Source organism: Stenotrophomonas sp. YJH_SMC_105-26 (genome assembly GCF_059368915.1).
Genome location: NZ_JCAFSD010000006.1, coordinates 164,397 through 176,543 on the forward strand (window position 1 = coordinate 164,397; position 12,147 = coordinate 176,543).

The 12,147-nt window shown below is 69.3% G+C and carries 11 protein-coding genes; 1 reads left to right on the forward strand and 10 read right to left on the reverse strand.

What is annotated here, in order from left to right:
* Positions 1–242: 242 nt before the first annotated feature.
* From AC5P7F_RS15090 to baeS, 10 genes are all read right to left on the reverse strand, one after another.
* Complete coding sequence (locus AC5P7F_RS15090; protein WP_164077703.1) at positions 243–1,541, reverse strand: DUF58 domain-containing protein; 1,299 nt, start codon at positions 1,539–1,541, stop codon at positions 243–245.
* Positions 1,538–2,524, reverse strand: a complete 987-nt coding sequence (locus AC5P7F_RS15095; RefSeq protein WP_014648782.1) for an AAA family ATPase — start codon at positions 2,522–2,524, stop codon at positions 1,538–1,540. The genes AC5P7F_RS15090 and AC5P7F_RS15095 overlap by 4 nt, the downstream gene beginning before the upstream one ends.
* Positions 2,521–3,705, reverse strand: coding sequence for a DUF4350 domain-containing protein (locus AC5P7F_RS15100; protein ID WP_049442036.1), 1,185 nt, complete (start codon positions 3,703–3,705; stop codon positions 2,521–2,523). Before AC5P7F_RS15100 ends, AC5P7F_RS15095 begins: the two co-directional genes overlap by 4 nt.
* Positions 3,702–5,318 (reverse strand): DUF4129 domain-containing protein, encoded by a 1,617-nt coding sequence (locus AC5P7F_RS15105; RefSeq protein ID WP_014648780.1) that lies wholly within the window; start codon positions 5,316–5,318, stop codon positions 3,702–3,704. The genes AC5P7F_RS15100 and AC5P7F_RS15105 overlap by 4 nt, the downstream gene beginning before the upstream one ends.
* The gene (locus AC5P7F_RS15110; RefSeq protein WP_014648779.1) at positions 5,308–6,300 is read right to left on the reverse strand and encodes a stage II sporulation protein M; all 993 of its coding nucleotides are present in this window, start codon (positions 6,298–6,300) and stop codon (positions 5,308–5,310) included. The genes AC5P7F_RS15105 and AC5P7F_RS15110 overlap by 11 nt, the downstream gene beginning before the upstream one ends.
* Complete coding sequence (locus tag AC5P7F_RS15115; RefSeq protein WP_014648778.1) at positions 6,297–6,986, reverse strand: RDD family protein; 690 nt, start codon at positions 6,984–6,986, stop codon at positions 6,297–6,299. The genes AC5P7F_RS15110 and AC5P7F_RS15115 overlap by 4 nt, the downstream gene beginning before the upstream one ends.
* Positions 6,987–7,109: 123 nt before the next feature.
* Complete coding sequence (locus AC5P7F_RS15120) at positions 7,110–7,640, reverse strand: gamma carbonic anhydrase family protein (RefSeq protein ID WP_075075641.1); 531 nt, start codon at positions 7,638–7,640, stop codon at positions 7,110–7,112.
* Positions 7,641–7,781: 141 nt separating this feature from the next.
* Positions 7,782–8,603, reverse strand: coding sequence for a nucleotidyltransferase domain-containing protein (locus AC5P7F_RS15125; protein WP_169411986.1), 822 nt, complete (start codon positions 8,601–8,603; stop codon positions 7,782–7,784).
* 135 nt (positions 8,604–8,738) lie between these two features.
* A complete protein-coding gene (locus tag AC5P7F_RS15130) occupies positions 8,739–9,428 on the reverse strand; it encodes a response regulator (RefSeq protein WP_014648775.1) in 690 nt (229 codons plus the stop codon).
* Complete coding sequence (baeS, locus tag AC5P7F_RS15135) at positions 9,425–10,816, reverse strand: sensor histidine kinase efflux regulator BaeS (protein WP_111206556.1); 1,392 nt, start codon at positions 10,814–10,816, stop codon at positions 9,425–9,427. The genes AC5P7F_RS15130 and baeS overlap by 4 nt, the downstream gene beginning before the upstream one ends.
* A gap of 128 nt (positions 10,817–10,944) precedes the next feature.
* Here baeS and smeA point away from each other — a divergent pair, with 128 nt between their 5' ends.
* A complete protein-coding gene (gene smeA, locus AC5P7F_RS15140) occupies positions 10,945–12,141 on the forward strand; it encodes a multidrug efflux RND transporter periplasmic adaptor subunit SmeA (protein ID WP_481462355.1) in 1,197 nt (398 codons plus the stop codon).
* Positions 12,142–12,147 lie beyond the last annotated feature (6 nt).

Below are 12,147 nucleotides of genomic sequence, written 5' to 3' on the forward strand. Positions count from 1 at the left end.
GCGGTTGTTGCAGGGGGTAGCGCCGGCCGCTGGCCGGCAACCGGTTTTGGTAGATGCCGACCTCGGTCGGCGCTGTGGGTTCGTGCCAACCAAGGTTGGCACCTACCAAGGCGATGCGGCGGTTGTTGCAGGGGGTAGCGCCGGCCGCTGGCCGGCAACCGGTTTTGGTAGATGCCGACCCTGGTCGGCGCTGTGGATTCCGTGCCAACCAAGGTTGGCACCTACCAGAGCGATCGCGGGTATCAGAGCAGCCCTTCGCGCTTCACCGCCAGATAGCGTTCCACCAGCGCGCCGGGCAGGGCATCGGCGGTCACGTCCAGCACCATCACCTTTTCGCTGCGCAGGGCCTCATGCGCCTTCGCGCGTTGCTGCAGGTACAGCGCGGCGGCACCGGCCTGGGTGGCGTCTTCCAGTGTCTGCACCTCGCCCTCCAGTGCGCCGTCCAGCTCGCGTTCGCGCAGGCTGGCCACGCACACCAGGTGGCGCCGCTGCAGCAGGCGCACTGCCGCCAGCAGGCCTTCGATGTCCTCATCACGCACGTTGCTGACCAGCATCACCAGCGCACGCCGGCGCTGGCGCAGCGACACCTCGGTGGCGGCGGCCAGGTAATCGGTGGCCACCGCGCGTGGCTGCAGGTCGTAGCTGGCGCGCAGCAGGTGCTCGACCGTACCCATGCCGCGCTGCGGTGCCACCCAGCGGCGTTCGCCACCGGCAGCGTACAGGCCGGCAGCGTCGCCCTGGCGCAGCGCCAGGTAAGCCACCACCAGCGAGGCGTTCAAGGCATGGTCGAAGTGCGAGAGCCCGCCTTCGCTGGCCAGCATGCGCCGGCCACTGTCCAGCATCAGCAGCAGCTGCTGGTTCTTCTCGTCCTGGTATTCGCGCGAGATCAGCTTGCGCGCACGCGCGGTGGCCTTCCAGTCGAGCTGGCGCAGGCTGTCGCCGATGCGGTACTCGCGCATCTGGTGGAAATCGGTGCCTTCGCCACGGCGGCGCTTCACGTGCGCACCAACCAGCCGCGAGGCCTGGTCGGCACTGAACAATGCGAAGCGGGTGAGCGGCACGAAGTTCGGATAGACCCGCACCTCCAGCGCCGGCGGCAGCGTGCGTTGCTGCCACCACAGGCGCCACGGCGAACGCATGCGCAGGTGCACCCCCTCGAAGCGGAAGTGCCCACGCTGCAGCGGCTGCAGGTGGTAGTGCAGGGTGGACGCCGTACCGGCCTGCAGGCGCACGCGCTGCGGCAGCGCTTCCAGCGGCCAGCCGCCGGGCACCAGGTCGAACACCTGCACCGTCATCGATTGCTCGGCCTGCAGGCGCAGCGCCGCCTCGCGGCGCACGCCCAGCGCCAGCGCTTCGGGCAGCTCGCGCTGTACCTGCGGCGACGGACGCCGCGACTGCCGCCACAGATCCCACAAGGCGGGCAGCGCGATGACGACGGCTGCCAGCGCCCAGCTCCAGCGCGGCAGCCACCCGCCCAGCACCAGGCCGCCCAGGGCAGCCCAGGCCAGCAGCAGCGCCAGCAGCAGCGGGGCCGGTCTCATCGGCGCGGTGCTTCCACCTTGGCCAGCAGCGCGCCCAGCACGTCGTCGGCGTCCTGGCCTTCGATCTGCAGCTCCGGGGCCAGTGCAATGCGGTGGCGCAGCGCCGGGCGCGCAATGTCGCGCACGTCGTCCGGCGTGACGAAGTCACGGCCGGCCAGCACCGCCTGCGCGCGCGAGGCACGCACCAGCGCGATGCTGCCGCGGGGGCCAGCGCCGACCGCGATGCCCGGCCACTGCCTCGTGGCCGCCACAATCCGCACCGCGTAGTCGATCACTTCGTCATCGACGGTGATCGCCGCGGTCGCGCGCTGCAGTTCCAGCAGCTCGCCGGCCCCCAATACACGCGGCACCTGGCTCAGGTCGAAATCGCTGGCGGCACGGCCACTGGTGATCGCGGTCACCATGCGCTTCTCGTCCTCCAGCTGCGGGTAGTCGATCAGCACCTTCAGCAGGAAGCGGTCCAGCTGTGCTTCCGGCAACGGGTAGGTGCCTTCCTGTTCCAGCGGATTCTGCGTGGCCAGCGCCATGAACGGCGGCGCCAGGGTGAAGGCCTTGCCTTCGATGGTCACCTGGCCTTCCTGCATCACTTCCAGCAGGGCCGACTGGGTCTTGGCCGGGGCACGGTTGATCTCGTCGGCCAGCAGCAGGTTGGTGAACACCGGGCCGCGACGGATCTTGAAGCTCTCGCTCTTCGGGTCGTACACCGCGTGGCCACTGACGTCGCTGGGCATCAGGTCGGGGGTGAACTGCACGCGCCCGTAGTCCAGCTCCAGGGCCTGTGCCAGTGCACGCACCAGCAGGGTCTTGCCCAGACCGGGCACGCCTTCGATCAGCACGTGGCCACCGGCCAGCAGCGCCACCAGGATCTGGTCCAGTACATCGGCCTGGCCGATGAAGGCGTGTCCAACGGCGGTGCGGATGGCATCGACGCGTTCGATCAGGCGGGCGTTGGCGGCCGCCGGCAGCTCGGGGACTTCGGTCATAGCAGGGATCTCATCTGGAGCAGCAAGCGGATGCGCTCGCGCAGGGCGGAGGAATCGTGCGGTGGCGGGGGCGTGAGCGCGCTGGCAACACGGCCTTGCGGCCATTTCAGCAGCTCGGCGATGGCCTGATCGCGCGGCGCACCGTCCAGTGCAGCGGCTACCGGTGCGCGCAGGCGCAGGCGATGCAGGAACAGGGCGAACACGGCGTCGTACAGGCGCGTGCCGTGGCCGAAGCGCAGCAGCAGCTCGCCACTGGCACGCACGTGCTCCAGCAGCGAGCGGCGTTCCAGCACCGGCGACGGCAGCAGGCTGCCGAAGCGCTGCGAGCGGCCCCACAACCAGCCCAGCAGGGCCAGCAGCAGCGGCGCCCACAGCGGCCAGCCCTGGTAGAACAGGCGCGCCCACAGTGACGGCGGGCGGCTGGCATAGACCAGCCAGAACGCACCCTTGCCGTAATTCGGGTCGAGCAGGTAACGGGTCAGGTCGCGGTGCGAGAGATCGTGCAGGCCATCACTGGCCTTGCCCGCGGCCGACGCCAGGCGTGCCGCCGGCGAATCCACCTCGCCGCGCATGAATTCCATGTCGGCCAGCACGCTCACCTTGCCCTGGCCATGGTGCAGGCGTGCGAACACCAGGCTGTGCTCGTTGCCCCAGCGCCGTTCGGCCCGCGCATTGGCGGCAAAGCCCAGCGTGAAGCGACGGCCGCCGCAGAACTCGACGTGGCTGGGATCATCGATGACGTGGAATGGCTGGCAGTCGCTCTGCTGATACAGGCTGTCCACGCCCAGCTGGTCCAGCAGGGGCCCCTGCGTGCTGCTGGCGTCGTCCTCGGCGGGCGGCGGCGTACGCACCAGCAGATGGCCACCACCATCAACCCAGGCCAGCAGGGCCCTGGCCGCCGGTGCCGGCAGTTCGCTGCTGTCCTGCAGCAGCACCACCGTATCGTGCGGGCCCAGCGCCATCTGCTGCAGGTCCAGCCGCGGCCGCGAGTGCACCTCGATGCCATCGGCACGCAGGGCCTGGCCCAGCACGTACAGCGGGTTGTAGCCAGCTTCGCCCTGCGGCGGCAGCTGCACGGTCTCGGTCACGCGTTCGTGCGTGCGCAGGTAAAGGATCGTCAGCGGCACGCCGAACAGCACCAGCCCACCCAGCAGCAGCGACCAGAACAGGCGCGGACTCATGCCAGCCACCTGTACTGCCGGCGCAGGGTATCGGCCAATGCATCGAAATCGGCGCGGCTGGGCAGGCGGCCACCGTAGGCGGCGTACTGCCACATGCGCACGATGCGCGCGAACAGGTCACGGTCGGTGGCATCGGGCATGCGCCGCGACGCGCGCAGGCATTGCGCTTCGGTAGCACCGGGCGGAAGCGCGATGCCGCTGCGCTCGCCCACCGTGCGCACGCTGGCGCGGTACAGCAGGGCCAGCGCCTGCCGCGGCCGCCCCTGGTCCCACAGCAGGCCGGCCTGGGTGGCCACGTCCGGCGGCAGCACGACCGGCAGTTCCACCGGTTCTTCCACTACCTGCGGTGCGGCCTCGGCCTTGCGCCGGCCACTGCCGCGCAGCCACGGCAGCCACAGCCGTGCGGTCAGCAGCAGCACCAGCAGCAGGACGCCCAGCAGGCCCCACAGGCCCCACTCGGCCAGGCGTGCCAGCCAGGCGATGCCGTCCTTGCGCGCTTTGCGTTCACCCTTGCTGTTGGTGTCACGCTGCAGCTGCTTGTCTTCCTTCTTTTTTTCCTCGGCCTGCTCGATCGGCTTCCAGCGGGTGATCTCGCGGGTCGGGCGCTGCAGCGGGTCCTCATAGGCGCGGTTAACCGCCTGGCGGAAGCCGGCGGTGTCCACTGGCGCTGCACCGAAGATCATGGCCGGTGCATTGGCCGGATCGTTCGCCGCAGTGGCCGGTTCCTCCGCGCTGTCCTCGTCCTCTCCGGCATCGTCCGCCTGTTCTGCGGCCGTCTGCGCGTCCTGCGCATGCACTGGCGCGGAGGCCAGCGGCAGGGCAAGGCACAGCAGCAGCGCCAGCGTCGATGCCGCCGGCAGCAGCCGCTCGCGCAGGCGGCGCAGGGCGATCTCAACGTCCCACGCTTCCATCTGCGTGCGCCGGTTCAAGTACAGGCCGAAGCCGGCGCCGACGTAGAACGGACCGATCAGCACCGAGGCCAGCCAGCACGCCAGGTTGAAGCCGGCCCGCGCCCAGGCGGGTGTGTCCTGGCCGATCATGTCCCACGCGGCACGCCATGATTCGGACATCAGCTCCAGCGGCATGAACATGAACACCGCGCCGATCGCACCGGACACCAGCACCGCTTCAAACGCCATGCAGGCCACGGTCAGCACGGCGGCGGCACCCGCCGCACCAGCGGCCACGGCACGGCGGCGTGCACCGCGCTGGGCCGGCGCATTGCCCTCCAGCAGGTTCACCGGCAGGCACAGGCTGCGCAGCACGCTGAAACGGCGCCAGCCCAGGTAGCCCCAGAAACCTGCATTGCCCCAGCTGCGTTGCGCGCGCAGGGCCGCCAGCGTACCGACCGGCTCGCCGAAGATGCCACGCGACAGCACGTACAGCGGCGCCCGTTCGAACAGCGGCTTGCACCACCACATCGCCAGCCACGCCCAGCCGAATGCATCCAGCCACCAACCCAGCGCGTTGAAGACCACGAACAGCGGCGCACTGGCCAGCAGCCAGCTGCCCCATACCGCGCGTGCGTGGCGGCGCGACAGGGCACTGCCCAGCTCCATTGCTTCCCAGCCGCTGCGCGCGCGCAGCACCACGTCCAGGTGGTCAATGCGCATGGCCGCCTCCGCGTCCGCCGCGCCACAGCCACAGCAGCACGCCGGCCCACAGCATGCCGGCCACGCTGAACTTGCCCCACGCCGGCACGTCGGCAATCGACGACCAGAAGGCTTCGATGAACGCGGCCACCAGCAGCATGAACGCCACGCCCAGGCACAGGCGCGCACCGATGCGGCCGCCCTCGACCAGTGCATCCAGGCGGCTGCGCCGGCCGGGTGCCAGCAGTTTCATGCCCAGCTGCAGGCCGGCACCGCCGGCGATCACGATCGCGGTCAGCTCGAAGGCACCATGGCCTGCGACGAAGCGCCAGAACGGATCACCATGGCCGATGTGCTGCAGGTGGCCCGCCACCGAACCGATGATCACGCCGTTGAACAGCAGCACCAGCAGCGTGCCCAGGCCGGCCAGCAGGCCGCTGGCGAAGGTACGCAGGGCGATGCTGATGTTGTTGAGGATGTAGTGGCCGAACATCATCCAGTCGGTGCCGCTGTCGCGTCCCAGGCGCTCGGCGGCCGGATCGTACATGCGCTCCATCTCGGCGATCTGGCGGTTGTCCATCACCATGTGGATCAGGTCCGGATAGACCTGCACCAGCACGAAGCAGGCCAGCGCCGGCAGCGCGAACATCGCCAGCGCCACCCACATGCTGCGCGCCTGGCTGCGCACCAGCAGCGGGAAGTCGGCCACCAGGAATTCCAGCGCACCGCGCCAGCGCGTCGGCGGCGTGCGGTACAGCACGCTGTGGCCCTGCTGCATCAACTGCTGCAGGCGCTGCACCAGCTGCGGGCTGTAGCCGCGCTCGCGGGCCAGCGCCAGCTGCTGGCACAGGCGCCGGTAGCGCTGCGGGAAGGCGGTATCGTCCAGCGCGAGCGCGCTGGCCTTGCGCCGCGTGCGGCGCGAAGCACCGGCGCGCAGCAGCAGCCAGTGTTCCAGGTCCTGCCATTCCTGCTGGTAGCGGGCGACGAACTGTTCCTGCTTCATCGCCGCCCCAGCAGCCAGTTGGCCATGGCATACAGGCGCAGCACGCCGACCTGGCCGTGGGTGCCGGTCAGTGGCTCGGCAATGCCGGCCAGTTCCTGCTGGCGTGCCGCCGACAGCCGCGGCGCGCGCTCGGCGAAGGCCATCAGCGCCGCCTGTTCTTCCGGTCGCAGCGGCTGCGGCGGGGCCAGCACGCTGTCGATGGTGGGCGGAGGCGGCAGGTACAGCACCGGTGCATGCACCACCACGGTACCGGCCACCAGGTCGCCGAGGCGGCGGCCGTGGGAATCGAACAGGCTGCTGATCAGGCCCAGTGCATAGCCGAACGGCAGCATGTCCACGGTGCGCAGCAGGTTGCGGGTGATGGCGGCCATCCAGCCCACCGGCGCGCCATCGCGCGCGAGCACGTGCAGGCCCAGTGCGCGCTTGCCCAGGGTGCGGCCCCACCGCGCTTCGCAGACGATCGGGTAGGCCCAGTAGACCAGGAACATCAGCACCAGGCCGAGCCCGGAGCCGAACGAATCCAGCAGTGCCAGCGGAATCGACATCAGCACCAGCACCGCGATGCGCACGCCCAGATCGATCAGCCAGGCCATCGCCCGTGGCACCGGGCCGGCCGCCGGCAACTGCAGCGGCACACCCTCCGGCGTCACCACCTCGCGGTAGGTATCGAGCATCGGTGCGGCCATCAGTGCGATGGCCTTCGTTGTGGGCGGCGGAGTCCTCTCCGGCAGGCAGCCACAGGCATGGGGGTCTCGACAGGTCCTGGTCGGGCCCAGACTTTAGCAGAGCCGCATGGCGGCGTTGGCCGATCAGCCCAGGTATTCGTCCTTCAGCCGCACGTAGTGGTCGGCCGAATAGTGCAGCGACTCGATCTCCCTGTCGCTCAGCGTGCGCGCCGGGCGGGCCGGGTTGCCCACCCAGAGCTCACCTTCACCGACCACCTTGCCCGGGCCGACCACCGCTCCGGCACCGACGAAGCCATGGCGTTCCACACGGGCGCCATCGAGGATGCAGGCGCCCATGCCGATCAGGCTGTAATCACCGATGGTGCAGGCGTGGATGATGCAGCCATGGCCGACGGTCACGCCTTCGCCGATCAGGGTCGGGTAGCCGGCCTTGTTGTACGGGCTGTGGTGGCTGACGTGGATGATGGTGCCGTCCTGCACATTGGTGCGCGCACCGATGCGGACGTAATTGACGTCGCCGCGGATGATCGTACCCGGCCACACTGATACGTCCTCGGCCAGTTCCACGTCACCGATGAGGGTGCAGGCCGGATCGATGTACACGCGCTGGCCGAGGACGGGCATCTTGTCGCGGAAGGGGCGCAGCGGGTTCATCGGTGTCTCCGGAAATCAGGGCGTTCACCGCGATGATACCTGCGTGGTAGTGCCGGCCGCTGGCCCGCAACGTCATGGGCGTACCTGGAATTCTGCGGTTGCCGGCCAGCGGCCGGCACTACCCGAGTCAGGTGCAGCCGCTCAGATCGGCGCGTGCTCGGCCAGCATCTGCCGGAACAGCTCATCCAGCCACGCCGCATCACCGTGTCCAGCGGGCAGCTGCGGCGCCTGCGCAGTCCGGATGGCCAGTTCACGATCGATGAAATCGCTGATCGCCGCGATGCGTGGTCCGGCACTGACCTCGGCACTGGCGCGTTTAACGGCCAGCAGGGCATCGATGGCTTCACGCACCGGGCCGTGCGGCAGCAGCCGGTCCAGCAGGTCCTCGAAGGCCATCGGCGGGGGGGGCTGTTCGTGCTCGATCCACTGGCAGGCCAGCAGTGGGCGCAGCACGTACAGGTACTTCTTCGTGCGTACCGTTTCGCCACGCAGGTAACCGCGATGGTTCGAGCGCGCCATGTTGAAGTAGTGCCACCACGTGCCCAGTGGTGAATAGAACGACTCAGCTGCCTTCCAAAGCTGCGACACTGCGGTGTGATCCTGCTGGTAGATGATCGGCGAGCGCAGCCATTCAATCAGTGTCGGATTGGATTTTGAAACCAGGCGCAATGCCTTGCGCAGGTCCCAGCCGCTGACATCGAGCTCATCGTCGATCGGCAGTTCGATCACATCCCGCTGCGCATCGCCGGGGCCGGTGCTCTCGTTGACGGTGAGATACCACGGCTGGCGATGCACGTAGATGAAGCGTGCATCGTAATCGCTGTCCGGCGAAGAGAAGCCCCAGCCACGGCTGCCGGACTCGCACGCCAGCAGAACGCGCACGTCGTGTCGCCGTTCGATGTCGGCGAGGCTGGAAAGAATGGCGGCGCGCTTGCCCGGCGCGATCGGGTGGATGTCGTCCATGCAGTCGTGATCCGTTGATGTCGAGCGTGCTCGACTGTAGCGCAGTTGCGCACGGGTAGTGCCGGCCGCTGGCCGGCAACCTCAATGGACGCACCTGGAATTCTGCGGTTGCCGGCCAGCGGCCGGCACTACCGGCTAGGGTTCGTAGCTGTAGCCCATGCCGTACACCGAACGGATCGGTTCGCCTTCCATGCCGGCGTCGGCCAGCTTGCGGCGCAGGTTGCGCACATGGCTGTCGACGGTGCGGTCGACCACCACGCGGTGGTCCAGGTAGAGGCGGTCGAGCAGCTCATCGCGCGCCCAGATCCGGCCGGGCGTGGCCAGCAGGGTGCGCAGCAGGCGGTATTCCACCGGCGTCAGGTCCAGGCCCTTGCCGTTCCAGGTGGCGCGTGCCGCCGGTTCGTCGATATGCAGGCCGCTGTTGGCGCGTGCAGCGGGGTCCGGGCGGTAACGGCGCAGCACTGCCACCACCCGCGCCACCACCTCGCGCGGACTGAACGGCTTGCAGATGTAGTCGTCGGCACCGATGTCCAGGCCCAGCAGGCGGTCGATCTCTTCCACCCGCGCGGTGACCATGATCACCGGTACGTCGCTGCCGGCGCGCAGTTCGCGGCACAGGTCCACGCCATCGCGTTGCGGCAGCATCAGGTCCAGCAGCACCAGGTCGGGCTGGTAGCGGGCGAATGCGTCGATCACCTGGCCGCCATCGTCCACCCATTCGCTGGTCATGCCGGCGGCGGCCAGGTAGTCACGCAGCACCGAGGCCAGGCGTGGCTCATCCTCGACGATCAGGATCTTCGCGGACGCGGCGGGGGACAGGCTCATGCGGACTCCGGCAGGGTGACGACCACGCGCAGCCCGCCCAGCGGCGAGGGCTCGGCGTGGATATGGCCGTGGTGGGCGAGGATGATGTTGTGGCTGATGGCCAGGCCCAGCCCGCTGCCGCCGCTGGCGCGGTTGCGCGAACTCTCCACCCGGTAGAAGCGCTCGAACAGCAGCGCACACTTGTCGGCCGGTACGCCCGGCGCGGTGTCTTCCACGATCAGCTGCACGCCGGCGGGCACGCGCGCAGCCTGCACGCGCACGCGGCCGCCGCCATGGGTATAGCGCAGCGCATTTTCCAGCAGGTTGGCCAGCACCTGCTGCAGGCGGCGCTCGTCACCGGACACCTGCAGCGGTGTGGCGGGCAGCGCTTCTTCCAGTGCCAGCCCCGCCGTGGAGAAGCGCACGCGCATGCCATTGAGCTCGCTACGCACCAGCGCCACCAGGTCCAGCGGGGCGAAGCGGTAGGCCAGGCCGCCGGACTGGGTCATCGACAGGTCGTGCAGGTCGTCGATCAGCTTGCCCAGCTGGCGGATCTCGCCCTGCAGGGCACCCAGGTTGGCGCGGTCCAGCGGGCGGATACCATCCTCGATGGCCTCCAGTTCGGCGCGCACCACCGCCAGCGGCGTGCGCAGTTCGTGCGAGATGTCGGCAATGAAGGCGCGGCGGTTGCGCTCGGTGTCGTCCAGCGCCTGCGCCATCCGGTTGAAGTCGTTGACCAGTGCATCCAGCTCGTCATCGCTGGTGCGCTCGATGCGGGTGGCGTAGTCGCCGGCGGCGAGCCGGTGGGTGGCGGCGGCCAGCTTGGCCAGGCGCTGGCGCAGCGCGCGCGACACCAGCCAGGCCAGCACTACGGTCACCAGCAGCAGCGAGATGCCGATCACCCACCATGCGCGCATCTGGGTGTTGTAGAAATTCAGGTCGTTGGTAGCGATGACGGTCTGGAACGGCACCATGCCCAGCCAGCCGACGGTGTGTCCGTCCACCTGCACACTGTGCGGCTCGTCGTCGCTGATCGCGTCCGGGTTGCCGGCCACGAACCGATGCTGCGCATCGAACAGGCCCAGCCGCGAGGGAACGCCGGTCTGGTCGGACAGCGGCGGCACGGGCCCCTCGTGCCCATGGCCCAGGTCCGGGCGCAGCAGCCGCGCCCAGCGGTCACTGTCACCGCGCAGATGCTCCCAGCCGCCGTGCGTGCGGTACTCGCGCTGCAGGTGTGGCATCACGCGCTGCATGCGCAGGTCGCCCTGGTCGTTGAGGTAGTCCAGGAAGCCGGTCTGGAACGCCACGCGGCTGGCAATGCCGTTCACTGCCAGCACCAGCAGGCAGGCGGTGAAGATCGCGAGGAAGGTCTTCGCGGTCAGGCCGAATTTGAATCGAATCTTCGCCATCGCCGGGCCATTAGCGGCGCATGCGGCGCCGAAAGCAAGCGCCCGCTGAGCCGGTCGCACAATCTCCATATTCTCTGCACACTTTCACGGCAGCGTGCACGGGTCAACGAAAGGCCCCCACGCCCCCCATGTCACTCCTGCGTCCGCTGTTCCGCTCCCCCCGTGCGTTGATGTTGCCCCTGCTGCTGGCCCTGGCGGCCTGCTCGGCGGGCAGGACCGAGGCCCCGGCCACCCCCGAAGTCGGCGTCATCACCGCCCGCGCGCAACCGCTGGCACTGCAGCAGACCCTGCCCGGCCGGGCGGTGCCGTTCGAGGTGTCCGAGGTGCGGCCGCAGATCGGTGGGCTGATCCGCCAGCGGTTGTTCACCGAAGGCCAGCAGGTCAAGGCCGGCCAGCTGCTGTACCAGGTCGATCCGGCGCCGTACCAGGCCGCCTTCGATACCGCGCGTGGCCAGCTGGCGCAGGCCGAGGCCGCTGTGCTGTCGGCGCAGCCTAAGGCCGAGCGCACCCACACGCTGCTGGGCATGGACGCGGCCAGCAAGCAGGACGCCGACGATGCCACCTCGGCACTGAAGCAGGCCCAGGCCAACGTGATTGCCGCGCGCGCGGCATTGCAGGCCGCCCGCATCAACCTCGACTACACCCGGGTGACCGCACCGATCGACGGCCGCATCGGTACCTCCAGCGTCACCGCCGGCGCGCTGATCGCCGCCGGCCAGGACGCGGCGCTGGCGACCATTCAACGGCTGGACCCGGTCTATCTGGATGTGACCCAGTCCAGCACGCAGATGCTGGCGCTGCGCAAGCAGCTCGACGCCGGCCTGGTGAAGGCCATCGATGGCAAGGCCCAGGTGAAGGTGCTGCTGGAGGACGGCAGCACCTATGCCCATGAGGGCACGCTGGAGTTCGTCGGCAGCGCAGTCGATCCAGGCACCGGCAACGTGGTGCTGCGCGCGGTCATTCCGAACCCGGAGGGCCTGCTGCTGCCGGGCATGTACCTGAAGGCGGTGTTGCCGATGGCCACCGATGCGCGTGCCCTGCTGGTGCCGCAGAAGGCGGTGCTGCGCAATGAACGTGGCGAGCCGCTGCTGCGCCTGCTCGACGCAAAGGATCGCGTGGTCGAGCGGCGGGTCAGCACCGGCCAGGTGGTGGGCAACCAGTGGCAGATCACGCAGGGCCTGAAGGCTGGCGAGCGGGTGATCGTCAGCAACGGCAGTGCGGTAGCGCTGGGCCAGCAGGTGAAGGCGGTGGCGGCCACCACGGCGCAGCTGGCGGCGATGCCGGCGGTCGACCCGAACGGCAACACCGACGAAAAGTCGCACTGAGGCCTG

Coding starts and splice junctions, on each gene's coding strand:
- AC5P7F_RS15095 (WP_014648782.1), bottom strand. CDS start 2,524: ATGACCGAAGTCCCCGAGCTGCCGGCGGCCGCCAACGCCCGCCTGATC.
- AC5P7F_RS15105 (WP_014648780.1), bottom strand. CDS start 5,318: ATGCGCATTGACCACCTGGACGTGGTGCTGCGCGCGCGCAGCGGCTGG.
- AC5P7F_RS15115 (WP_014648778.1), bottom strand. CDS start 6,986: ATGGCCGCACCGATGCTCGATACCTACCGCGAGGTGGTGACGCCGGAG.
- AC5P7F_RS15130 (WP_014648775.1), bottom strand. CDS start 9,428: ATGAGCCTGTCCCCCGCCGCGTCCGCGAAGATCCTGATCGTCGAGGAT.
- baeS (WP_111206556.1), bottom strand. CDS start 10,816: ATGGCGAAGATTCGATTCAAATTCGGCCTGACCGCGAAGACCTTCCTC.
- AC5P7F_RS15125 (WP_169411986.1), bottom strand. CDS start 8,603: ATGGACGACATCCACCCGATCGCGCCGGGCAAGCGCGCCGCCATTCTT.
- AC5P7F_RS15090 (WP_164077703.1), bottom strand. CDS start 1,541: ATGAGACCGGCCCCGCTGCTGCTGGCGCTGCTGCTGGCCTGGGCTGCC.
- smeA (WP_481462355.1), top strand. CDS start 10,945: ATGTCACTCCTGCGTCCGCTGTTCCGCTCCCCCCGTGCGTTGATGTTG.
- AC5P7F_RS15120 (WP_075075641.1), bottom strand. CDS start 7,640: ATGAACCCGCTGCGCCCCTTCCGCGACAAGATGCCCGTCCTCGGCCAG.
- AC5P7F_RS15100 (WP_049442036.1), bottom strand. CDS start 3,705: ATGAGTCCGCGCCTGTTCTGGTCGCTGCTGCTGGGTGGGCTGGTGCTG.
- AC5P7F_RS15110 (WP_014648779.1), bottom strand. CDS start 6,300: ATGAAGCAGGAACAGTTCGTCGCCCGCTACCAGCAGGAATGGCAGGAC.